This is a genomic window from Pseudomonas sp. S1_G07 (genome assembly GCF_054668565.1).
The window spans coordinates 2,448,376-2,470,223 of sequence record NZ_CP162778.1 but is presented as its reverse complement, the minus strand read 5'-3'; the positions used below and the strand labels follow the sequence as shown (position 1 = coordinate 2,470,223).

The following is a 21,848-nucleotide window of genomic DNA, read 5'->3' as shown; positions in this document are numbered from 1 at the left end:
CCCGCAGGAGCTTTGCCATGGCCTCGCCAGCCCTCTCACATTTTTTCCCCCGGTTCGGCGTTGCCGCGGCAGTGGCCAGTGCGTTAAGCCTGGCCGGTTGCCAGCTCCATAGCACCCAGGACACGCTGCCGCCGGTTGCCGGCGTGCAACCGATCAAGGGCCTGGCACAGAATGTGTCGGTGCGCCGCAATGCCCAGGGCATGCCGCTGATCGAAAGCAACACCTTCCACGACGCGCTGTTCAGCCTCGGTTATGTGCACGCCAGTGACCGCATCACCCAGATGGTCACCCTGCGCCTGCTGGCCCAAGGCCGCCTGGCGGAAATGTCCGGGCCTGAGGTGCTGGATGTCGACCGTTTCATGCGCGCGGTCAACCTGAAAAAAAGCGCCGGCGAGCTGTATAACGCCTCATCGCCACGCCTCAAGCGTTTCTTTGAGGTATACGCCCGTGGCGTGAATGCCTACCTGTTCCGCTACCGTGACAAGCTGCCGCCGGACCTGGCCCAGACCGGCTACAAGCCTGAATACTGGAAACCGGAAGATTCGGCGCTGCTGTTCTGCCTGCTGAATTTCAGCGACTCAGCCAACCTGCGGGAAGAGCTGGCCTCCCTGGTGCTGGCGCAAAAAGTCGGCGTCGACAAACTCGCCTGGCTCACCCCTAGCGCGCCGGATGAGCCGATCCCGCTGGCCGAAGCCGACAAGCTCAAGGGCGTGAACGTGAGCCAGATCACCGGCCTGGCCGGGCTGGACACGGTCAGCCAGCAACTGAGCAGCCTCAACTCGCTGGCGGTTACCACGTCGAGCAACTGGGCCATCGGCCCGCAACGCAGCCGCAGCGGCAAAAGCCTGCTGGCCAACGACCTCGCCGCCCAGCCGCAAGCGCCGTCGCCGTGGAGCTACGTGCAGATTCGCGCGCCCAAATACCAGGCGGTCGGCGCTTCGATTGCCGGCCTGCCGACCCTGTTGTCCGGGTTCAACGGCAAAGTGGCGTGGAGCATGAGCACGGTCAAGGGCGACACCCAGGACCTGTTCCTGGAGAAGGTCAAACGCCAAGGCAACGCGCTGTACTACGAAAACAACGGCAAATGGCTGCCCGCCGGTGTGCGTAACGAAACCTTCTTCGTCAAAGGCCAACGCCCGATCCGCGAAGTCGTCTACGAAACCCGCCACGGCGCCCTGCTCAACAGCAGCCAGGCGCTCGCCAACGGTTTGGGCCTGGCCCTGCAAAGCGCCGATTTCAAAGACGACAAGAGCCTGGATGCGTTCTTCGACCTGTCCCGCGCGCAAGACGTCGGCAAAGCCTCGGACGCCACCCGGGAAATCCGCGCCATCGCCTTGAACATGATATTTGCCGACGCCACGCATATTGGCTGGCAAGTCACCGGCCGCTTCCCCAACCGTCGCGAAGGCGAAGGTCTGCTGCCCTCGCCGGGCTGGGATACGCGCTTTGATTGGGACGGTTACGCCGACGCGATGCTGCACCCTTATGACCAGGACCCGGCCCAAGGCTGGATCGGCACGGCCAACCAGCGAACCGCGCCGCGCGGTTATGGCATGCAGTTGTCCAACTCCTGGGATGCACCGGAGCGCAGCGAGCGCCTGGCGCAACTGGCCAATGCCGGCAAGCATGACAGCCGCAGCATGATTGCCATGCAATACGACCAGACCACCCCCTTCGCCGCCAAGCTCAAGACCATGTTCCAGGCACCGGGCATGGCCCAACCGCTGAAACAGGCGATTGACGCCCTGCCGGCGGCCGAACAGGCCAAGGCACGCGAAGCGCTGAGCCGCCTGATGGCCTTCGACGGCCGCCTCGCGCCCACCTCCGCCGACGCCGCGCTGTATGAGCTGTTCCTGCAGGAAAGTACCCGGCAGATCTTCCTCGACGAGCTGGGCCCGGAAAACAGCGCCAGCTGGAAGGCATTCGTCAGCAACGCCACCCTGTCCTACGCCGCCCAGGCCGACCACCTGCTGGGTCGCGAAGACAGCCCATTCTGGGACGACGTGCGCACCGCCCAGAAAGAAGACAAACCGGCGATCCTTGCCCGCAGCCTGGCCGCCGCGATCAGCGCCGGCGACAGCCAACTGGGCGCCGATCACAAGGCCTGGCAGTGGGGCAAACTGCATACCACCACCTGGAAAGACACCAACGGCCAGATCATTCGCGGCCCATTGGCCAGCGGTGGCGACCACAACACCCTGAACCCCGCGCCCTACCGCTGGGGCCAGGACTTCAACACCACCGAGGTGCCGGCGCTGCGCATGATCGTCGACTTCGGCCAGGCGGAACCGATGATGGGCCAGGATGGCATCGGCCAATCCGGCAACCCGGCCAGCCCCAACTACGCCAATGGCATCGAACCGTCGCTGAAGGCGCAATACCTGAGCTTCCCGATGCAGCCGCAGAACTTCGAGAAAGTGTATGGGAAGGCACGGTTGACCCTGACGCCCGCTAAATAACCGGGTACTCCCTGAAGAAATGTGGGAGCTGGCCTGCCTGCTCCCACATTTGCCCGGTATGTATCCGGATAGAACTTCTGCGTTCGGCCCCGCCTCATAAGTAACAAGCCCATCGCCCCCGGCACGCCCATGGACCTTGTCATCGCCCGCCCCGAGGGCCTCTATTGCAGCGCCGGAGATTTCTATATCGACCCCTGGCGCCCGGTAGAACGCTCGGTCATCACTCACGCCCACGGCGACCACGCCCGCACCGGCAATGCGCATTACCTGGCCGCCGCGCCCGGCGAAGGTATCCTGCGTTCGCGCCTGGGCCAGGACATCAACCTGCAAACCCTGGCCTACGGTGAAAAGCTGCTGCATCACGGCGTCACCTTGAGCTTCCACCCGGCCGGGCATGTATTGGGTTCAGCTCAGGTACGCCTGGAATACCAGGGTGAGGTATGGGTGGCCTCCGGCGATTACAAAGTCGAACCGGATGGTACCTGCGCGCCCTTCGAACCGGTGCGTTGCCATACCTTTATCACCGAATCCACCTTTGGCCTGCCGATCTACCGCTGGCAGCCTCAGGCGCAGGTCTTCGCCGGGATCAATGATTGGTGGCAAGCCAATATCGCCGCCGGCAAGGCCAGCGTGCTGTTCTGCTATTCCTTCGGCAAAGCCCAGCGCATCCTGCATGGCATCGACGCCAGCATCGGCCCGATCCTCAGCCACGGCGCGGTCGAGCCGTTGAACCGGGTGTACCGCGAAGCCGGTATCCATATTCCCGAGACGCTCTACGCCGGCGATATCCAAAAAACCGACCCGTTGCTGCGCCAGGCGCTGATCATTGCCCCACCCTCCGCCGGCGGCAGCAGTTGGATCAAGCGCTTTGGCGACTACAGCGACGCCTTCGCCAGTGGCTGGATGCGCCTGCGCGGCACCCGGCGGCGACGCGCAGTAGACCGCGGCTTCGTGCTATCGGACCATGCCGACTGGCCCGGCCTGTTATGGGCAATCGAACAAACCGGCGCCGAGCGGGTAATGGTCACCCACGGATCTGTCGACGTACTGGTACGCCATCTGCGGGAAAAGGGCCTGGACGCCCAGGGTTTCACCACCGAATACGGTGATGACGAAGAAGAGGCCACGGCATGAAAGCCTTCGCCGAGTTGTACGCCAACCTCGACGCCACCACCTCCAGCAACGCCAAGCTCGCCGCCCTGCAAGCCTACTTCCTGCAAGCGCCACCGGAAGATGCTGCCTGGGCGGTGTATTTCCTCTCCGGCGGGCGCCCCCGACAATTGGTTCCGACGCGCCTGCTACGGGACATGGCCACCGAAGCGTCCGGTATCGAGCCGTGGTTGTTCGAAGAGAGCTACCAGTCGGTGGGTGACTTGGCCGAGACGATTTCCCTGCTGCTACCGGAATCGCCCTACACCTCTGAAGACGGTCTCGCCGTGTGGCTGGAAGAAAAACTCCTGCCCCTGCGCGGCCTGTCGCCGCAGGACCTGGCCGACCGCCTGCCAGCGTTATGGGCACAGCTGGATCAACCCAGCCTGATGGTGTGCATCAAGTTGATCACCGGCAGTTTTCGCGTCGGCGTGTCCAAATTACTGGTCACCCGTGCGCTCGCCGCCCTGGCCGGCCTCGACAGCAAGCGCGTGGCCCAGCGGCTGGTGGGCTACACCGATCTGTCCAACCGCCCTACGCCTGAGAGCTACCTCAAGCTGATCGCCGCCGAATCGTCAGACGAACATGCACAGCGCGGAGGGCAGCCTTATCCGTTTTTTCTCGCCCATGGGTTATCGCAGCCAGTGGAGCAATTCGACGCCCTGCTCGGTTCACCGTCCGACTGGCAGGTGGAATGGAAATGGGATGGCATTCGCGCGCAATTGGTCAAGCGCGAGGGGCGCCTGTGGATCTGGTCGCGGGGCGAAGAGCTGGTGACCGAACGCTTCCCCGAACTGCACAGCCTGGTGAGTGGCCTGCCCGATGGCACGGTGATCGACGGCGAAATCGTAGTGTGGAAAGACTCGGTGCAACCCTTCGCGCTGCTGCAACAACGCATTGGCCGCAAGAGCCTGAGCAAAAAAGTCCTCGAGGATGCGCCGGTGGCGGTCCTCGCCTATGACTTGCTTGAATACGCGGGCGACGACTGGCGCAACCGCCCCCAAAGCGAACGCCGCGCGCAGCTTGAACAGGTGATTGGCGAATGCAACCGTCCCGTGTTGCTGCCCTCGCCGTTGTTGCAGGGAGAAACATGGGCAGCGTTGGCCGAACAACGCGAAGCCTCCCGCAGCCTCGGTGTAGAGGGCATGATGCTCAAGGAGCGCAAAGGCCTGTATGGCGTGGGCCGTACCAAGGACATGGGCCTGTGGTGGAAGTGGAAAGTCGACCCGTTCAGCGTCGACGCGGTATTGATCTATGCCCAACGCGGGCATGGCCGGCGTGCCAGCTTGTACAGCGATTACACCTTCGCCGTGTGGGACGGCCCGCCGGGCAGCGAGCGAACCCTGGTGCCGTTCGCCAAGGCGTATAGCGGGCTGACCGACGAGGAAATGCGCAAGGTCGACGCGATCGTGCGCAAGACCACGGTGGAAAAGTTCGGCCCCGTCAGCAGCGTCACGCCAAGCATGGTGTTTGAGTTGGGGTTTGAAGGAATTGCCCTGTCCAAGCGTCACAAAAGCGGAATCGCCGTGCGGTTTCCACGGATGCTGCGCTGGCGGCAGGATAAGGCGGTGGATGAGGCGGATAACCTGGCAACGCTGCAGGACTTGTTGAGCTGAGCGCAGATCCCCTGCGGGCCGGCTTGCCAAGGTGCCACCACTCGGCATGGGCACTGACCGGTAACTTCTGTAGGAGCGAGGGGGACGCCTAGTTCTTGCTCGCGAAAAACCCGAGAACGCCGCGGGGGATCAGGTTTCCCGCGTTATCGTTGACGTTCTTCGCGGGCAAGCCCGCTCCTACACCTCGTCAGACCCAAAATGGTGCACCGAAGATTCAGTGCCCATTTTCGGGCATCTCTTACACTTAGGCGTCCCTCGTCCCGCCTTTTAAAACGCTCATTCGGAACTATGGTGCAGAAATTGCTACCAGTGATCCGTCTGATACCGTTCAGTAACAGTCCTAACCGCGCCACAAGCGCTTATCTTGGTTTCCAGGGATTACATAATGAAAAAAGCATTGCTGACCCTTTCTGCACTGGCTCTGTGCATGGCCGCCGGTACCGCGCTGGCCAAGGAATACAAGGAATTGCGTTTTGGTGTCGATCCGTCCTACGCGCCGTTTGAATCCAAAGCCGCCGATGGCAGCCTGGTGGGCTTCGATATCGACCTGGGCAATGCCATCTGTGCTGAGCTGAAAGTGAAGTGCAAGTGGGTCGAAAGTGACTTCGACGGCATGATTCCGGGCCTCAAGGCCAACAAGTTCGACGGTGTGATTTCCTCCATGACCGTGACCCCGGTGCGTGAAAAGGCCATCGACTTCTCCAACGAGCTGTTCTCCGGCCCAACCTCGCTGGTGTTCAAGAAAGGCGCTGGCTACTCGACGCCCGAGTCGCTCAAGGGTAAAACCGTGGGCTACGAGCAAGGCACCATCCAGGAAGCCTATGCCAAGGCCGTACTGGACAAAGCCGGTGTGACCACCAAGGCCTACGCCAACCAGGACCAGGTTTACGCCGACCTGACCTCCGGCCGCCTCGACGCTTCGGTGCAGGACATGCTGCAAGCCGAACTGGGCTTCCTGAAGTCGCCAGCAGGTGCCGGCTATGAAGTCAGCGCGGCCATCGATGACCCATTGCTGCCATCGAAAACCGCAATCGGTATCAAAAAAGGTAACACTGAACTGAAGGCCCTTTTGGATAAAGGTATCAAAGCGTTACACGACGATGGCACCTACGCCACCATCCAGAAGAAACACTTTGGCGATCTGAACCTGTACAGCGGCAAATAATGCCTGGGGCGCCCCTCTGCGTGGAGGGGCGCTTTTTTATCGCCATAGGTCCTGATTTATGTTCGAAGATCTGTTGCAAACCCTCGGGCTGAGCGCGTTCAGCTTGAAGGGTTTCGGCCCGCTGTTGCTGCAAGGCACCTGGATGACCATCAAGTTGTCGGTGCTGTCCCTGGCCGTCAGCGTGTTGCTGGGCTTGCTAGGCGCCAGCGCCAAACTCTCCAGCCTGCCCTTCCTGCGCATTCCCGCCCAGCTCTACACCACCTTGATTCGCGGGGTGCCCGACCTGGTGCTGATGCTGCTGATTTTCTACAGCCTGCAAACCTGGCTCACCGGCCTTACCGACTTTATGGAATGGGAGTACATCGAGATCGACCCATTCAGCGCCGGGGTGATTACCCTGGGCTTTATCTACGGTGCCTACTTCACCGAGACGTTTCGTGGCGCAATCCTCGCCGTGCCCCGTGGCCAGTTGGAAGCTGCCACCGCCTATGGGCTCAAGCGCGGCCAGCGGTTTCGCTATGTGACCTTCCCGCAGATGATGCGCTTTGCCCTGCCGGGTATCGGCAATAACTGGATGGTGATGCTCAAGGCCACCGCGCTGGTGTCGATCATCGGCCTGGCCGACCTGGTCAAGGCCGCCCAGGATGCCGGCAAGAGCACTTACCAGCTGTTCTACTTCCTGGTACTGGCCGCGTTGATCTACCTGTTGATCACCAGCGCCTCCAACTTCGTGTTGCGCCGTCTTGAACGTCGCTACTCCGCAGGCTCACGGGAGGCCGTGCGATGATCGAACTCTTGCAGGAATACTGGCGCCCATTCCTTTATAGCGACGGCCAGCACATCACCGGCCTGGCCATGACGATGTGGTTGCTCAGCGCCGCGTTGGTCATCGGCTTTGTGGTGTCGATCCCGCTGTCCATCGCCCGCGTGTCGCGCAAGCGCCTGGTGCGCTGGCCAGTGCAGTTCTACACCTACCTGTTTCGTGGCACGCCGCTCTATATCCAGCTACTGATCTGCTACACCGGCATCTACAGCCTCGCCGCCGTGCGCGCCCAACCGCTGCTGGATGCGTTTTTCCGCGATGCGATGAACTGCACGATCCTGGCCTTTGCCCTCAACACCTGCGCCTACACCACGGAGATCTTCGCCGGGGCGATCCGCAGCATGGCCCACGGTGAAGTCGAGGCCGCCAAGGCCTATGGCCTCAGCGGCTGGAAGCTGTACGCCTATGTGATCATGCCGTCGGCCTTGCGCCGCTCGTTGCCGTACTACAGCAATGAAGTGATCCTGATGCTGCATTCGACGACCGTCGCGTTTACCGCGACGGTGCCGGACATTCTCAAAGTGGCGCGGGATGCCAACTCGGCCACCTTCATGACCTTTCAATCATTCGGCATCGCTGCGCTGATCTACCTGACCGTAACCTTTGCCCTCGTCGGGCTGTTCCGACTGGCGGAGCGTCGCTGGCTGGCGTTTCTCGGACCGAGCCATTAAGGAGCCTTCATGCGTCATCAGGTACATGATCTGATCGCGCCGGTCCCCGGCACCGCGCGGCAGATTCACAGTTTTCACTTCGGCCCCGAGCAGGCTGAAGGCAAGGTGTACATCCAGGCGTCACTGCATGCCGATGAACTGCCGGGCATGCTGGTGGCCTGGCACCTGAAAGCGCGCCTGGCGGAACTGGCGGCAGCCGGGCGCCTGCGCAGCGAGATCGTGCTGGTGCCCATCGCCAACCCGGGGGGCCTGGAACAGGTGTTGATGGATGTGCCGCTGGGCCGCTATGAGCTGGAAAGCGGGCAGAACTTCAACCGCCTGTTCGTCGACCTCAGCGATGAAGTCGGCGACCGGGTCGAAGCGCTGCTCGGCGATAACCCGCGGCAAAACGTCGAACTGATCCGCGCCGCGCTGGTCACCGCGCTGGCCGCGCACACCGCCGACACCCAGTTGCGCTCCCAGCGCCTGGTGCTGCAACGCCTGGCCTGCGATGCCGACATGGTGCTGGACCTGCATTGCGACTTCGAAGCCGTGGCGCACCTGTACACCACGCCCGAGGCCTGGCCGCAGGTAGAACCGCTGGCGCGCTATCTCGGCTCGGAGGCCAACTTGCTGGCCACCGATTCCGGCGGGCAGTCCTTCGACGAGTGTTTCACGCTGGTGTGGTGGCAATTGCAACAACGCTTCGGCGAGCGCTTCCCGATTCCCATGGGCAGCTTTTCGGTGACGGTCGAGCTACGCGGTCAGGGCGACGTCAACCACGGCCTGGCCAGCCTCGATTGCCAGGCGATTATTGACTACCTGATTCACTTCGGCGCGATTGCCGGTGAGGTGGCGCCGCTGCCCGACCTGCCCTACCCGGCCACCCCGCTGGCGGGCGTGGAGCCGGTGGCCACGCCCGTCGGCGGCCTGCTGGTGTTCAGCGCCCTGCCCGGCGAATACCTGGAGGCCGGGCAATTGATTGCCGAAATCATCGACCCTATTACCGACCGCGTAACGCCCGTGCACTGCCAGAACGCAGGCCTGCTTTACGCCCGTTCGCTGCGCCGCATGGCCACTGCCGGGATGGTCGTCGGCCATGTTGCAGGCACCCAGGCCTACCGCAGCGGCTACCTACTTTCGCCTTGAGGATGCATGCCCCATGTACAAATTGACCGTTGAAGGCCTGTATAAAAGCTATGGCGACAATGAGGTGCTCAAAGGTGTCTCGCTCAAGGCTAAGACCGGTGACGTGATCAGCCTGATCGGTGCAAGCGGCTCGGGCAAGAGTACGTTTTTGCGCTGCATCAACTTCCTGGAAACCCCTAACGACGGCGCCATGACCCTCGACGACCAACCGATCCGCATGGTCAGCGATCGTCATGGCATGCGCGTGGCTGACGACGCCGAACTGCAGCGCCTGCGCACGCGCCTGGCGATGGTGTTCCAGCATTTCAACCTGTGGAGCCACATGAGCGTGCTGGAAAACATCACCATGGCCCCACGCCGCGTGCTGGGTTGCAGCAAAAAAGACGCCGAAGACCGTGCCCGCCGTTACCTCGACAAGGTGGGGCTACCGGCGCGAGTGGCCGATCAATACCCGGCGTTTCTCTCCGGCGGCCAGCAGCAACGGGTGGCCATCGCCCGCGCCTTGGCCATGGAGCCTGAGGTGATGCTGTTCGACGAACCAACCTCGGCGCTGGACCCGGAGCTGGTAGGGGAAGTGCTGAAGGTGATCCAGGGCCTGGCCGAAGAAGGCCGCACCATGATCATGGTGACCCATGAAATGAGCTTCGCCCGCAAGGTATCGAGCCAGGTGCTGTTCCTGCACAAGGGCATGGTGGAAGAGCAAGGCCCGCCGGAGGATGTGCTGGGCAATCCGAAGAGCGAGCGCCTGCAGCAGTTCCTGAGTGGCAATTTGAAATAAACCTTTGCGGTGCCTGGAGGGTCTGTGGGAATAGACCCTCCGGAATGTCAGCCACCGTATGGCAAAACCCGCCGACTTCGCCAAGCAATGGTTTGCCACCCAGGGCTGGAAGCCATTCGCCTTTCAAAAGGCGGTGTGGGCAGCGGTCAAGGACGGCCAGTCGGGCCTGCTGCATGCCAGTACCGGCGCGGGTAAAACCTATGCCCTGTGGTTTGCCGCGCTCAATCGCTTCGCCATCACCCGCCCGCCGGCTACCGCTAAACGCAAACCACCCGCTGAACCACTGACCGTCCTGTGGATCACGCCGATGCGTGCGCTGGCCGCCGACACCGCGCGCGCCCTTGAAGCGCCGCTGGAGGCCCTGCAGATTCCCTGGAGCGTCGGCTTGCGCACGGGAGATACCAGCCATAACGAACGCGCACGCCAGGCCCGTCGCCAACCCACCGCACTGGTCACCACTCCGGAAAGCCTGACCTTGATGCTCGCCCGCGCCGACAGCGAGCTGAGCCTGGCGCACCTGCGCATGGTGGTGGTAGATGAGTGGCATGAACTGATCGGTAACAAACGTGGCGTGCAACTGCAACTGGCCCTGGCGCGGCTGCGGCGTTGGCATCCGGGCTTGCTGGTGTGGGGCATCTCGGCGACCTTGGGTAACCAGGCGCACGCGCTTGAAGTATTGGTCCCACAGGGCAACGGGATAAACGTGCAGGGGCAAACGGCGAAGCAACTGAAAGTCGACACCTTGTTGCCGCCGATCGCCGAGCGATTTCCCTGGGCCGGGCATATCGGTTTGAAAATGCTCCCGCAGGTGGTCGCCGAGGTCGATGCCAGCAGCAGTTGCCTGGTGTTCACCAACACGCGGGCGCAAGCGGAAATCTGGTATCAGGCGCTGCTGCAGGCCCGACCGGATTGGGCCGGGTTAATGGCCCTGCACCACGGCTCGCTGTCGCGTGAAACCCGCGACTGGGTGGAGCGCGCGCTCAAAGACGGCCAGCTCAAGGCCGTGGTGTGTACCTCGAGTCTCGACCTGGGGGTGGATTTCTTGCCAGTGGAGCGGGTGTTGCAGATCGGCTCGGCCAAAGGCGTGGCACGCCTGATGCAACGCGCCGGGCGTTCAGGCCACGCACCCGGCCGCCCATCGCGGGTGACTCTGGTGCCGACCCACAGCCTGGAATTGGTGGAAGCGGCGGCGGCGCAGGATGCGATCGCTGGGCGGCGCATCGAAGCGCGTGAATCGCCCCACAAGCCACTGGACGTGCTCGTACAACACGTGGTCAGCATGGCCTTGGGCACAGGCTTCACCCCGCAGGCGCTGCTGGCGGAAGTGCGCGGCGCCTGGGCCTATCGTGACCTCACCGAGGCCGATTGGGCATGGGCCCTGGGGTTTGTACGCCATGGCGGCCTGTCGCTGAGTGCTTACCCGGATTACCGGCGGGTGGAGCCCGATGATCATGGCATCTGGCGCGTCCCCGATGCACGCCTGGCGCGCCGCCATCGCATGAGCGTGGGCACCATCGTCAGCGATGCCAGCCTGCAGCTGAAATTATGGAGCAAGGGCGGCGGCGGCAAGCATCTGGGCAGTGTCGAGGAAGGCTTCATCGCACGGCTCAAGCCCGGTGACGGTTTCCTGTTCGCCGGGCGTTTACTGGAGTTGGTGCGAGTGGAAAACATGACGGCCTATGTGCGCCGCAGCACCGCGAAAAAGCCCGCCGTGCCACGCTGGAACGGTGGGCGCATGCCGCTTTCCAACGAGCTGGCCCAGGCCGTGGTGGAGCGCTTCGATGCCGCAGCCCACGGAGTGTTCGCCGGCCCCGAGATGCAGGCGGTGCAACCCTTGCTGCACACGCAGTTGCGCTGGTCCGGCTTACCCACCCGTGCGAGCTTGCTGGCCGAAACCCTGAAGTCTCGCGAGGGATGGCACCTGTTTCTCTACCCGTTCGCGGGGCGCCAGGTGCATCTGGGGTTGGCGAGTTTGCTGGCGTGGCGGGTCAGTCAACGCCAGCCGCTGACCTTTTCGATTGCGGTGAACGATTACGGGCTGGAACTGTTGAGCGCGACACCGGTGGATTGGCCGCCGCTACTGGATACAGGGCTGCTGAGCCCGGCGAACTTGCTGCAGGACGTGGCGGCCAGCCTGAATGCCGGTGAGTTGGCCCTGCGCCGCTTTCGGGAAATTGCACGCATCGCCGGCCTGGTGTTTGCCGGTTACCCCGGCGCGCCGAAAAGCACCCGGCAGGTGCAGGCGTCCAGCGGGTTGTTCTTTGAGGTGTTCAAGCAATATGACCCGCAGAACCTGCTGCTGGCTCAGGCCGGGGAAGAAGTCCTGCGTGATGAGTTGGATATTCAACGACTGGAAGAGACATTAGTGCGCCTGTCGGCGCTGCAACTGGACCTGCATAGGATCGAACGCCCCACGCCCCTGGCCTTCCCCTTGCTGGTCGAGCGGATGCGCGAAAGCATGAGTTCGGAAAAACTCTCGGAGCGCATCGCACGGATGGTCAAGGACCTGGAAAAAGTCGCCGATAACGGGAAACGTTGATGGTTTGCTCAGTGACGCTGGAAGGCGAAGAGCTCTGGCTGCTGGCGGACAAGGCGGTTTATTGGCCCGCGCGCCAGTGCCTGTTGATTGCCGATGCGCACTTTGGCAAGGCGGCGGCTTATCGCAGCCTGGGGCAGCCGGTGCCGCAGGGCACCACTACCGAGAACCTGCAGCGCCTGGACCGGCTGTTGGCGGCCGTGCCGTGCGCTCGGGTGATCTTCCTGGGCGACTTCCTGCACGGCCCCGGCTCGCACGCCAGCGGCACTCTGGGCGCGCTGCGGGCCTGGCGTGAGCGCTATCCCGACCTGCCCATGACCTTGATTCGCGGCAATCACGATACACGCGCAGGCGACCCACCCGCCGACCTGAGGATCGAGGTGGTCCCGGAGCCGCTGCTGATGGGTCCGTTTGCCCTGCAACACGAACCGCACGCGCATGCCAGCCACCATGTGCTCGCGGGCCATGTGCATCCGGTGTATTGCCTGCGCGGCAAAGGTCGGCAACGTTTGCGCCTGCCGTGCTTTCAGCTCGGCACACGCGTCAGCCTGCTGCCAGCGTTCGGGGCGTTTACCGGGGGGTATGCAGTGGAGCAGGACAATGACCGCCGAGTCTTTGTCATCGGCGATCATCAGGTGTGGCCCGTTCGCTGACCGGCCCTGCGGGTATCAGGCGACCGGCGCGGGCGGCGGCTCGTCTGGAAGGGTTGGCTCACCGGGTTCGGTGGGCGGCTGCGGCCAATCTTCATCCGGTTGGCCGGGGATGCCGCCCGCATACGCGGGATCGGCCATCAGGGACCAGGCCAGAACGCCTATCTGGTTGGGTTCAAGCCGGGCAAGTTCTGCGCTGATTCGCGGGTCGATCTTCATAAGGCACTCCTCAAGCGTGGCTCGGCGCGTTTTGCACGCACCGAGGCAGTACACCCAATAGAGTCACTTTCTTCGGACTAATTCCCTTTACGCGTAGGACCTTTCGATCAAGCGCGAGGCAAGGTGACGCCGCGCTGGCCCTGGTACTTGCCGGCTCGGTCTTTGTAGGACACTTCACAGGCCTCATCGGACTGCAGGAAAAGCATCTGCGCCACGCCTTCGTTGGCGTAGATCTTCGCCGGCAACGTGGTGGTGTTGGAGAACTCGAGGGTCACGTGACCTTCCCACTCAGGCTCAAGTGGCGTGACGTTGACGATAATGCCGCAACGCGCGTAGGTGCTTTTGCCCAGGCAAATGGTCAGCACGTCGCGGGGAATACGGAAAAATTCCACGGTGCGTGCCAAGGCGAAGGAGTTCGGCGGGATGATGCACACGTCGCTCTTGACATCGACGAAGCTCTTTTCGTCAAAGTTTTTCGGATCGACGATCGCCGAATTGATGTTGGTGAACACCTTGAACTCATCGGCGCAGCGCACGTCGTAGCCGTAGCTGGAAACCCCGTACGAAATCACGCGCTCGTCGCCTTCACCACGAATCTGGCGCTCAACGAACGGTTCGATCATGCCGTGCTCTTGCGCCATGCGGCGAATCCACTTGTCCGATTTGATGCTCATGGCGGGTGTCCTGAAATAGCGAGGTGGAAAATTCTGTGTGGCATCTTACCGGGGCCGGCGTTGGGGTTCAAAGGCCGTGGGGCTTTTCTTGCTGAATGCGCTGCGCGCCACAAGCCACGACCAGCGGGGCCGGGCCCCGGGCGACCAAGCACGGCGACTGTAAATACCACCGCCAGTCACGAAAATAGAGAAACCTTCGGAAATACCATTGGCACGTTCCGGAAAAAGGGTTAAGGTGGCGCCACTGTGCTGCTTGTGTCACTGAGAATCTCTACACGATATGTTGAATTTCGATCCAACCATCTCCAAGAATTTTTCCTGCTCTTTGCACTCAGTCTCGGCCAGGGCTTTTCCTGAGTCGCAGTTAACTTTGTCCAAGGAGATACACCATGTCTAATCGCCAAACTGGTACCGTTAAGTGGTTCAACGATGAAAAAGGCTTCGGCTTCATCACTCCACAATCCGGTGACGACCTGTTCGTTCACTTCAAAGCTATCCAATCCGACGGCTTCAAAAGCCTGAAAGAAGGCCAACAGGTTTCTTTCATCGCTACCCGCGGTCAGAAAGGCATGCAAGCTGAAGAAGTTCAAGTTATCTAACTTGTACTGACTCAGTCGAAAGAACCCCGCCCTTAAAAGCGGGGTTTTTTTATGCCCGGGATTTGGTATCAGGCAATATAGCGCCAGACACAAAAATGGGAGCTGAGCTTTATGCCCGCCCCCACCTTCCATCATGCGTCGCTTACTGGAACAACGACTCACTCGACAAGCCGTTCTTCTCCAGGATCTCCCGCAAGCGCTTGAGCCCTTCGACCTGGATCTGCCGCACCCGCTCACGGGTCAGCCCGATCTCCAGGCCTACGTCCTCCAGGGTGCTGCTCTCATGGCCGCGCAGGCCGAAGCGGCGAATCACCACCTCACGCTGCTTATCCGTCAGCTCAGACAACCACTGGTCGATGCTTTGAGAGAGATCATCATCCTGCAACAGCTCGCAAGGATCCGTAGGACGATCATCCGTCAGGGTGTCCAGCAGGGTTTTATCCGAATCCGGACCCAGCGAGACGTCGACCGAAGAGACCCGCTCGTTAAGGCCCAGCATACGCTTGACCTCACCTACCGGTTTTTCCAGCAGGTTGGCGATTTCTTCGGGTGAAGGTTCATGGTCGAGTTTTTGTGTCAGCTCACGCGCCGCCCGCAGGTAGACGTTGAGCTCCTTGACCACATGGATCGGCAACCGGATCGTGCGGGTCTGATTCATGATCGCCCGTTCGATGGTCTGGCGAATCCACCAGGTGGCGTAGGTGGAAAAGCGGAAGCCCCGCTCAGGGTCGAACTTCTCCACCGCCCGGATCAAGCCCAGGTTGCCCTCCTCGATCAGGTCCAACAGGGACAGCCCACGATTGACATAGCGTCGGGCGATTTTCACCACCAGGCGCAGGTTGCTTTCAATCATGCGCTTGCGCCCAGCCGGATCGCCCTTTTGCGACAAGCGCGCAAAATGGACTTCTTCTTCGGGGGTAAGCAGAGGGGAAAACCGATTTCATTGAGGTACAACTGGGTCGCGTCAAGCGCCCGCGTGTAATCAATGTACTTGTGTTGCTTTAACGCAGTGGAGTTCTTGGATTTGGTGCGAACTGAAGGTGTTACAGGTCCCTCATTCGACATCGATTCCGTATCGATGACAGCCTCCATAAGGAGAACCTCATCGTCGATGTCAAACTCCGGCGCTTCTTTACTGAGAGCCATTGTTATAGTCCTTTGGTGAGTTCGACCTCAAGCTCAAGCGACGCCTTTATCCTTGGCAACGCTGGAGCCTGTTCCTTCTACGTGAGGAACAGGCTGTGCAACATATCAACGACGGGGTAGGAATTGCAGTGGATCTACAGGCTTCCCTTGACGGCGAATCTCAAAGTGCAGTTTCACCCGGTCTGTACCAGTTGACCCCATTTCGGCAATTGTCTGTCCGACTTTGACCTGCTGCCCCTCCCGAACCAACAGCCTACGGTTGTGGCCGTAAGCACTGACGTAGGTATCGCTGTGTTTGATGATGACCAGCTCGCCGTAGCCCCGCAAACCACTCCCGGCGTAAACCACTGTCCCATCAGACGCAGCTAAAACAGGCTGTCCCAAATCCCCCGCGATATCAATGCCTTTATTCAAACTACCGTTTGAAGAGAATTTTCCAATCAGCACCCCATTTGAGGGCCATCCCCAACCGGTCGGCGCAGGCCCTGCAGGAGGTAACGGCGTGGGTACCGGCTTGCTTGCAGGCGCCGGTGAAACCGTGCCGGCAGGGCGTGTAAAAATGGTGGTTTTGCTCGAAGACGACGGCGAAGATCCGGTGTTTGTCACAACGGCCGTAGGCGTTGAACCGGTGCGACCGTCAAAGCGAATCGTCTGACCGGGATGAATCGTGTAAGGCACAGGAATATTGTTGCGGGCAGCGAGCGCCTTGTAGTCCCAGCCATACCGAAAGGCGATGGAGAACAACGTATCACCCTTGCGCACCACATATTGCCCGGTGGTCACCGTCGGCCTTTGCGGTGCCGCGTTATTGCGATCGACCACCCGCGCGCCGCCGCCTGGCGAACTGGAACACCCTGCCAGAAGGGAACCAAAGACAAGGCCAAGCACCAGTCGCTGAAAACTTGTTTTACTCATACGCTGCGCAAGACCTGTGAGACTCACCCGCCGCTCCCTTTGTGGTGGCTGAACATGAATGCCTGTATCAGGCTTGAAAGATGACGCAAGTATAACTGGGCATTGAAGTTTTACCGGCACGCAACTGAAACGAATCACTCAGCGTGTTGAATCGCGGTGCCTATCGTGTGGACTTGATAGACCCCGCTGTAAGACACATCCCCACCAGTAGAATTCACTGCCAGCGAAAATTGATCAGGCCAGCGGGCCATTGAGCAACGGAACAAAGCGTACGGCGCCCAGTACGTGCCGGGAAAAACCTTCGTCTTCGCGCACAATAAGCATCAATTGTTGCACTTCGCCCGAGCCGACTGGAATGACCAGGCGCCCGCCCGGCGCCAACTGGTCGAGTAACGCTTGCGGAACATCGGTGGCCACCGCCGTGACAATAATGCCGTTGTAGGGCGCCAGTGCCGGCCAGCCTTCCCAGCCATCGCCCCAACGGAATACCACGTTGCGCAGGTTCAGCTCCACCAGGCGCTCTTTGGCGCGGTCCTGCAGCACCTTGATGCGCTCCACCGAAAACACCCGCTCCACCAGTTGCGAGAGCACGGCCGTCTGGTAGCCGGACCCGGTGCCGATCTCCAGCACCTTGTCCAAAGGCCCCGCCGCCAGCAGCAGCTCGCTCATGCGCGCCACCATGTAGGGCTGGGAGATGGTCTGGTTGTGGCCGATGGGCAGCGCCGTGTCTTCATACGCGCGGTGCGCCAGGGCCTCATCGACAAACAAGTGCCGAGGTGTGCGCCGGATCACTTCCAGCACCTGGGCATTGGACAAGCCCTCTTCGTACAGGCGCTGGATCAAACGCTCACGGGTGCGCTGGGAGGTCATCCCGATGCCACGACGCAGCAGGTCGTCTTGTTCACGAGCCATCAGCGCAGCCTCTCCAGCCAGCCATCGAGACTACTGAAGGCATCACTGAAGGTGCGATCAAGCTGCAACGGGGTAATCGATACATAGCCTTGCATCACCGCATGAAAGTCCGTGCCCGGGCCACCGTCTTCGGCATCGCCCGCCGCAGCGATCCAATACCCTTCCTTGCCGCGCGGGTCGACTACCTTTAACGGCGCCGCCGCGCGAGCGCGATGGCCCAGGCGTGTGAGCTGGATGCCACGAATGTGGTCGAGGGGCAGGTTGGGAATGTTGACGTTGAGCACCGTGCGCGGCGGCAGGTCCAGGGAGCCATGAGCCTCCACCAGCTTGCGCGCGAAATAGGCGGCGGTGGGCAGGTTGTCCAGTTGGCGGGCGGCGAAGGAAAACGCGAACGAGGTGCGGCCCAGGAAACGCCCTTCGAGGGCCGCCGCCACGGTACCGGAATACAGCACGTCATCCCCCAGGTTGGCGCCGAGGTTGATGCCCGACACCACCAGGTCCGGCTCCTGTGCAAGCAGGCTGTTGATTGCCAGGTGCACACAGTCGGTGGGGGTGCCGTTCACGCTGATAAAGCCATTGGCCAGAACCTGCGGGTGCAGCGGACGGTCGAGCGTCAGCGAACTGCTGGCGCCGCTCTTGTCCTGGTCGGGGGCAACCACCACGCACTCGGCGTAGTCTTCCAGCGCGGCATAGAGCGCGGCAAGACCGGGTGCGGTGGCACCGTCATCGTTTGATATCAGAATACGCATGGGCTGTCCGTCTGCCCCACCGGCACCAGATCCACAAGCTCGCGCACCAAGACAGTGGCGAAGCATCCGGCCGGCAGGACGAATTCCAATTGCAGAATGTCAGGCCCGGGATAATGCCACGTCAACCCGCCAATGGGCAGCCGCAGAATGCGACGTTCCTGGCTCATGCCGGCATTCACCAGCCAATCGCGCAGGTCGGCTTCACTGGCGGCGACCGCTTGCTCGAGTGCGTGGGTAGCCCCTGTGGCCGGCGAATCGCCCTCGCCCCACTGCGGCCCGGTAGGGTGCAGGTCGAGGATCGCCAGGCGTGGGTCGCTGCATTCAGCCTCGCCCGCCGGGAAAAAACTGCGACTGTCGGTAAATGCCAGCAGGTCGCCGACCTGGGCATGCTGCCACGAGCCATCGGCAACGCGCGCCGCGAGCACCTTGTTGAAGAGGAAACTGCGCGCGGTGGACAGCAGCCGCGAACGCACGTTGCGTTGCTCGGGCAACGCCTTGCGTGCGGCCCACTCACGGGCGTCAACCACGTTGCCACCGTTGTGGCCAAAGCGCTGGGCGCCGAAGTAGTTGGGAATGCCGTGCCGGGCGATCAACTGCAAGCGCGCGTCGATGGCCGCGTGATCGCCCGCCAATTGAGTCAGGCGCAGGGTAAACCCATTGGCCGAATGTGCACCGCGTTGCAGCTTGCGCTTGTGGCGGCCGGTTTTCAGGATCCTGAGGGTGTCGTTTTCCGCCCCGCTCATGTCCGGGTCGGCCTTGCCTGGCAATTGCACGCTGAACCACTGGCGGGTCAACGCCTGGCGATCCTTGAGGCCGGCATAGCTGACGGTGCGCAACGGCACGCCGGCGGCCTTGGCGATACGCCGCGCGGCCTCTTCAGTATTAAGGCCGCGCTTTTCCACCCACAACCACAGGTGCTCGCCCTCGCCGCTCAGTGGGATATCCAGCACTTCGTCTACCTGGAAATCTTCGGCGGTAGCCTTCAGCACCGCGCGCCCCAAGGCCTCGCCATAGGCTCGCGGGCCCAGCAGTTCCAGGTCATTCATGCGCGCAGCAACAAGGCGACGGAGTGCACCGCGATGCCCTCTTCACGACCGGTGAACCCGAGCTTTTCGGTGGTGGTGGCTTTCACGTTCACTTGATCCAATTCAATCTGCAGGTCCGCGGCAATCAGTGCGCGCATCGATTCGATATGGGGGGCCATTTTCGGGGCCTGAGCCACGATGGTGTTGTCGACGTTACCGACCTTCCAGCCTTTTGCATGGATCAGGCCAACCACATGGCGCAGCAGCACACGGCTGTCCGCGCCCTTGAAGGTGGGGTCGGTATCCGGAAAGTGCTTGCCGATATCACCCAACGCCGCCGCGCCGAGCAAGGCATCGCTCAAGGCATGCAGGACAACGTCACCGTCGGAATGAGCCAGCAACCCATGGTGGTGCGCAATGCGCACGCCGCCCAGGGTGATGAAGTCGCCTTCAGCGAAACGGTGCACATCGTAGCCATGGCCAATACGCATAAAAAAACGCCCCGATTTAATTCAGGGCGTGATTCTACCTACTTTTGCCTCACTTTAACCGAGCAAAGCACGACCATGATGTCGCAAATGGTCCTCGATGAAGCTGGCGATGAAGAAGTAGCTGTGGTCGTAGCCTGGCTGCAGACGCAGTTCCAGCGGATGGCTCGCAGCCTTGGCCGCTTGCATCAGGGCCTCCGGTTTAAGCTGCACGTCGAGGAAATCGTCGCGGTCGCCCTGATCCACCAGCAGTGGCAGCTTTTCCGAGGCTTCGCTGATCAGCACGCAGGCGTCCCATTCGCGCCATTTAGAGCGTTCTTCGCCCAAATAACGGGAAAACGCTTTCTGCCCCCACGGGCAATCCATCGGGTTGTTGATCGGCGAAAACGCCGATACCGACAGGTAACGCCCGGGGTTGCGCAAGGCACACACCAAAGCACCGTGGCCGCCCATGGAGTGGCCGCTGATGCCGCGTTTATCCGACGCCGGGAAATGCGCTTCAACTAACGCCGGCAATTCCTGCACCACGTAGTCATGCATTCGATAGTGCTTGGCCCAGGGCTCCTGGGTGGCATTCAGATAGAAGCCAGCGCCCAGGCCGAAATCCCAGGCGTTATCCGGGTCGTCCGGTACACCAGGCCCGCGCGGGCTGGTGTCCGGCGCCACGATGATCAACCCCAGCTCGGCGGCCATGCGCTGGGCGCCGGCCTTCTGCATGAAGTTCTCGTCGGTGCAGGTCAACCCGGAAAGCCAGTACAACACCGGCAGCTTGCCGCCCTGCTCCGCTTGCGGCGGCAGGTAGACGGCGAAGGTCATGTCACAGCCGAGCACGAGGGAACTGTGTTTATAGCGCTTATGCCAACCGCCAAAACTCTTTTGGCACGAGATATTTTCCAGGGACATGGGAGTTCTCCCAGCTACAAGCCGCACGCTATAAGCAGCAAGAAGGTGTAGACCTTCCTGCAGCTTGAAGCTTGCAACTTGCCGCTGCTTCAAAAATGAATGACGGTACGGATGCTCTTGCCTTCATGCATCAGGTCAAACGCTTTGTTGATGTCTTCCAGGCCCATGGTGTGAGTAATGAACGTGTCCAACGGAATCTCGCCGGTCTGGGCCATTTCCACGTAGCTTGGCAACTCGGTACGGCCGCGTACGCCACCGAATGCCGAACCGCGCCAGACGCGACCGGTCACCAGTTGGAACGGACGGGTGGAAATTTCCTGGCCGGCACCGGCCACACCGATGATGACCGACTCGCCCCAACCCTTGTGGCAGCACTCGAGGGCGGCACGCATCAGTTGCACATTGCCGATGCACTCGAAGGAAAAGTCCACGCCGCCGTCAGTCAAATCGACAATCACGTCCTGGATCGGGCGATCGTAGTCTTTCGGGTTGATACAGTCGGTAGCGCCCAGTTGCTTGGCAATTTCGAACTTGGCCGGGTTGATGTCGATGGCGATGATACGGCCGGCCTTAGCTTTGACCGCACCGATCACGGCTGACAGGCCAATACCACCGAGCCCGAAGATGGCAACGGTGTCGCCCGGCTTGACCTTGGCGGTGTTGATCACCGCACCGATGCCGGTGGTGACGCCGCAACCGAGCAGGCAGACTTTTTCCAGCGGCGCTTCTTTTGGAATCTTGGCCACGGAAATTTCCGGCAGCACGGTGTACTCGGAGAAGGTCGAGGTCCCCATGTAGTGGAAAATCGGCTGACCCTTGTAGGAGAAACGCGTGGTGCCATCCGGCATCAGGCCTTTGCCTTGGGTGGAGCGAATGGCCTGGCACAGATTGGTCTTGCCCGACAGGCAGAATTTGCACTTGCCACATTCCGGGGTGTACAGCGGGATCACGTGATCGCCTACGGCAACCGAGGTGACGCCCTCACCGATAGCCTCAACCACTGCGCCGCCTTCGTGGCCCAGGATAGACGGGAAGATGCCTTCCGGGTCCGCGCCCGACAGAGTGTACGCGTCGGTGTGGCAGACGCCGGAAGCCACCACGCGCAGCAGGACTTCGCCAGCCTTGGGCATCGCGACATCCACCTCCACGATCTCCAGTGGTTTTTTGGCTTCAAAGGCGACAGCGGCGCGTGACTTGATCATCCGGGTTTCTCCAGGCACTGAAAATTGAGAGAAGCAGTGTA

20 protein-coding genes and 1 pseudogene are annotated in these 21,848 nt (G+C 61.5%); 11 read left to right on the top strand and 10 right to left on the bottom strand.

Annotation, left to right across the window (positions count from 1 at the left end; translation table 11 throughout):
- Nucleotides 1-17: 17 nt before the first annotated feature.
- The 10 genes from AB4O05_RS11260 to pdeM all read left to right on the top strand — a co-directional run bounded on the left by AB4O05_RS11260 (nt 18) and on the right by pdeM (nt 12,978).
- Nucleotides 18-2,459, top strand: a complete 2,442-nt coding sequence (locus tag AB4O05_RS11260) for a penicillin acylase family protein (RefSeq protein ID WP_460130914.1) — start codon at nt 18-20, stop codon at nt 2,457-2,459.
- A 129-nt stretch (nt 2,460-2,588) separates the two neighbouring features.
- Nucleotides 2,589-3,593, top strand: coding sequence for a ligase-associated DNA damage response exonuclease (locus AB4O05_RS11255; RefSeq protein ID WP_460130916.1), 1,005 nt, complete (start codon nt 2,589-2,591; stop codon nt 3,591-3,593).
- Entirely contained in the window at nt 3,590-5,224 is a 1,635-nt protein-coding gene (locus AB4O05_RS11250) for an ATP-dependent DNA ligase (RefSeq protein WP_460130919.1), read from the top strand. The genes AB4O05_RS11255 and AB4O05_RS11250 overlap by 4 nt, the downstream gene beginning before the upstream one ends.
- Before the next feature lie 385 nt (nt 5,225-5,609).
- Complete coding sequence (locus tag AB4O05_RS11245) at nt 5,610-6,389, top strand: transporter substrate-binding domain-containing protein (protein ID WP_460130921.1); 780 nt, start codon at nt 5,610-5,612, stop codon at nt 6,387-6,389.
- Between the two features lie 58 nt (nt 6,390-6,447).
- Nucleotides 6,448-7,176 (top strand): ABC transporter permease, encoded by a 729-nt coding sequence (locus AB4O05_RS11240; RefSeq protein ID WP_460130923.1) that lies wholly within the window; start codon nt 6,448-6,450, stop codon nt 7,174-7,176.
- Nucleotides 7,173-7,883 carry an ABC transporter permease gene (locus tag AB4O05_RS11235; RefSeq protein WP_460130924.1) on the top strand — a complete coding sequence of 237 codons (711 nt, stop codon included), beginning with the start codon at nt 7,173-7,175 and terminating at the stop codon, nt 7,881-7,883. Before AB4O05_RS11240 ends, AB4O05_RS11235 begins: the two co-directional genes overlap by 4 nt.
- 9 nt (nt 7,884-7,892) lie before the next feature.
- Nucleotides 7,893-9,011 carry a succinylglutamate desuccinylase/aspartoacylase family protein gene (locus tag AB4O05_RS11230; protein ID WP_460130926.1) on the top strand — a complete coding sequence of 373 codons (1,119 nt, stop codon included), beginning with the start codon at nt 7,893-7,895 and terminating at the stop codon, nt 9,009-9,011.
- Nucleotides 9,012-9,024: 13 nt separating this feature from the next.
- Nucleotides 9,025-9,789, top strand: a complete 765-nt coding sequence (locus AB4O05_RS11225) for an ABC transporter ATP-binding protein (RefSeq protein ID WP_460130928.1) — start codon at nt 9,025-9,027, stop codon at nt 9,787-9,789.
- Nucleotides 9,790-9,847: 58 nt separating this feature from the next.
- Entirely contained in the window at nt 9,848-12,328 is a 2,481-nt protein-coding gene (locus AB4O05_RS11220; RefSeq protein ID WP_460130930.1) for a ligase-associated DNA damage response DEXH box helicase, read from the top strand.
- Nucleotides 12,328-12,978 (top strand): ligase-associated DNA damage response endonuclease PdeM, encoded by a 651-nt coding sequence (gene pdeM, locus AB4O05_RS11215; RefSeq protein ID WP_460130932.1) that lies wholly within the window; start codon nt 12,328-12,330, stop codon nt 12,976-12,978. The genes AB4O05_RS11220 and pdeM overlap by 1 nt, the downstream gene beginning before the upstream one ends.
- Nucleotides 12,979-12,993: 15 nt before the next feature.
- Here the strand turns inward: pdeM and AB4O05_RS11210 are convergent, their stop codons facing one another.
- Together AB4O05_RS11210 and dcd are read right to left on the bottom strand one after the other, a co-directional pair.
- Nucleotides 12,994-13,194 carry a hypothetical protein gene (locus tag AB4O05_RS11210; RefSeq protein WP_460130934.1) on the bottom strand — a complete coding sequence of 67 codons (201 nt, stop codon included), beginning with the start codon at nt 13,192-13,194 and terminating at the stop codon, nt 12,994-12,996.
- A gap of 107 nt (nt 13,195-13,301) precedes the next feature.
- A complete protein-coding gene (dcd, locus tag AB4O05_RS11205) occupies nt 13,302-13,868 on the bottom strand; it encodes a dCTP deaminase (RefSeq protein WP_003189215.1) in 567 nt (188 codons plus the stop codon).
- 389 nt (nt 13,869-14,257) lie between these two features.
- Here dcd and AB4O05_RS11200 point away from each other — a divergent pair, with 389 nt between their 5' ends.
- Nucleotides 14,258-14,467, top strand: coding sequence for a cold-shock protein (locus AB4O05_RS11200; RefSeq protein ID WP_002554837.1), 210 nt, complete (start codon nt 14,258-14,260; stop codon nt 14,465-14,467).
- 142 nt (nt 14,468-14,609) lie between these two features.
- Here the strand turns inward: AB4O05_RS11200 and rpoS are convergent.
- The 8 genes and pseudogenes from rpoS to AB4O05_RS11160 form a co-directional block, all read right to left on the bottom strand.
- Nucleotides 14,610-15,613, bottom strand: a pseudogene (gene rpoS, locus AB4O05_RS11195) (RNA polymerase sigma factor RpoS).
- A gap of 105 nt (nt 15,614-15,718) precedes the next feature.
- On the bottom strand, nt 15,719-16,555 hold the full coding sequence (locus tag AB4O05_RS11190; protein WP_460130939.1) for a peptidoglycan DD-metalloendopeptidase family protein: 837 nt from the start codon (nt 16,553-16,555) through the stop codon (nt 15,719-15,721).
- Nucleotides 16,556-16,762: 207 nt separating this feature from the next.
- Nucleotides 16,763-17,398: a protein-L-isoaspartate(D-aspartate) O-methyltransferase gene (locus AB4O05_RS11185; protein ID WP_169867554.1), complete on the bottom strand. Its 636-nt coding sequence runs from the start codon at nt 17,396-17,398 to the stop codon at nt 16,763-16,765.
- A gap of 41 nt (nt 17,399-17,439) precedes the next feature.
- Nucleotides 17,440-18,189: a 5'/3'-nucleotidase SurE gene (surE, locus tag AB4O05_RS11180; RefSeq protein WP_460130941.1), complete on the bottom strand. Its 750-nt coding sequence runs from the start codon at nt 18,187-18,189 to the stop codon at nt 17,440-17,442.
- The gene (gene truD, locus AB4O05_RS11175) at nt 18,177-19,235 is read right to left on the bottom strand and encodes a tRNA pseudouridine(13) synthase TruD (protein ID WP_460130943.1); all 1,059 of its coding nucleotides are present in this window, start codon (nt 19,233-19,235) and stop codon (nt 18,177-18,179) included. Before truD ends, surE begins: the two co-directional genes overlap by 13 nt.
- Complete coding sequence (gene ispF, locus AB4O05_RS11170; RefSeq protein ID WP_012722614.1) at nt 19,232-19,705, bottom strand: 2-C-methyl-D-erythritol 2,4-cyclodiphosphate synthase; 474 nt, start codon at nt 19,703-19,705, stop codon at nt 19,232-19,234. The genes truD and ispF overlap by 4 nt, the downstream gene beginning before the upstream one ends.
- Before the next feature lie 54 nt (nt 19,706-19,759).
- Nucleotides 19,760-20,605: an S-formylglutathione hydrolase gene (gene fghA / locus AB4O05_RS11165; protein ID WP_460130945.1), complete on the bottom strand. Its 846-nt coding sequence runs from the start codon at nt 20,603-20,605 to the stop codon at nt 19,760-19,762.
- Nucleotides 20,606-20,694: 89 nt separating this feature from the next.
- Nucleotides 20,695-21,807 carry an S-(hydroxymethyl)glutathione dehydrogenase/class III alcohol dehydrogenase gene (locus AB4O05_RS11160; RefSeq protein WP_017137160.1) on the bottom strand — a complete coding sequence of 371 codons (1,113 nt, stop codon included), beginning with the start codon at nt 21,805-21,807 and terminating at the stop codon, nt 20,695-20,697.
- Nucleotides 21,808-21,848: the final 41 nt, after the last annotated feature.

Excerpts from the sequence above, each read along its gene's own strand:
- AB4O05_RS11160 (WP_017137160.1), bottom strand. The coding sequence starts at position 21,807 with ATGATCAAGTCACGCGCCGCTGTCGCCTTTGAAGCCAAAAAACCACTG.
- AB4O05_RS11250 (WP_460130919.1), top strand. The coding sequence starts at position 3,590 with ATGAAAGCCTTCGCCGAGTTGTACGCCAACCTCGACGCCACCACCTCC.
- AB4O05_RS11220 (WP_460130930.1), top strand. The coding sequence starts at position 9,848 with ATGGCAAAACCCGCCGACTTCGCCAAGCAATGGTTTGCCACCCAGGGC.
- AB4O05_RS11210 (WP_460130934.1), bottom strand. The coding sequence starts at position 13,194 with ATGAAGATCGACCCGCGAATCAGCGCAGAACTTGCCCGGCTTGAACCC.
- AB4O05_RS11235 (WP_460130924.1), top strand. The coding sequence starts at position 7,173 with ATGATCGAACTCTTGCAGGAATACTGGCGCCCATTCCTTTATAGCGAC.
- ispF (WP_012722614.1), bottom strand. The coding sequence starts at position 19,705 with ATGCGTATTGGCCATGGCTACGATGTGCACCGTTTCGCTGAAGGCGAC.
- AB4O05_RS11245 (WP_460130921.1), top strand. The coding sequence starts at position 5,610 with ATGAAAAAAGCATTGCTGACCCTTTCTGCACTGGCTCTGTGCATGGCC.
- AB4O05_RS11240 (WP_460130923.1), top strand. The coding sequence starts at position 6,448 with ATGTTCGAAGATCTGTTGCAAACCCTCGGGCTGAGCGCGTTCAGCTTG.
- pdeM (WP_460130932.1), top strand. The coding sequence starts at position 12,328 with ATGGTTTGCTCAGTGACGCTGGAAGGCGAAGAGCTCTGGCTGCTGGCG.
- surE (WP_460130941.1), bottom strand. The coding sequence starts at position 18,189 with ATGCGTATTCTGATATCAAACGATGACGGTGCCACCGCACCCGGTCTT.
- AB4O05_RS11200 (WP_002554837.1), top strand. The coding sequence starts at position 14,258 with ATGTCTAATCGCCAAACTGGTACCGTTAAGTGGTTCAACGATGAAAAA.
- fghA (WP_460130945.1), bottom strand. The coding sequence starts at position 20,605 with ATGTCCCTGGAAAATATCTCGTGCCAAAAGAGTTTTGGCGGTTGGCAT.
- AB4O05_RS11260 (WP_460130914.1), top strand. The coding sequence starts at position 18 with ATGGCCTCGCCAGCCCTCTCACATTTTTTCCCCCGGTTCGGCGTTGCC.
- AB4O05_RS11255 (WP_460130916.1), top strand. The coding sequence starts at position 2,589 with ATGGACCTTGTCATCGCCCGCCCCGAGGGCCTCTATTGCAGCGCCGGA.
- AB4O05_RS11225 (WP_460130928.1), top strand. The coding sequence starts at position 9,025 with ATGTACAAATTGACCGTTGAAGGCCTGTATAAAAGCTATGGCGACAAT.
- AB4O05_RS11185 (WP_169867554.1), bottom strand. The coding sequence starts at position 17,398 with ATGACCTCCCAGCGCACCCGTGAGCGTTTGATCCAGCGCCTGTACGAA.
- dcd (WP_003189215.1), bottom strand. The coding sequence starts at position 13,868 with ATGAGCATCAAATCGGACAAGTGGATTCGCCGCATGGCGCAAGAGCAC.
- AB4O05_RS11230 (WP_460130926.1), top strand. The coding sequence starts at position 7,893 with ATGCGTCATCAGGTACATGATCTGATCGCGCCGGTCCCCGGCACCGCG.
- truD (WP_460130943.1), bottom strand. The coding sequence starts at position 19,235 with ATGAATGACCTGGAACTGCTGGGCCCGCGAGCCTATGGCGAGGCCTTG.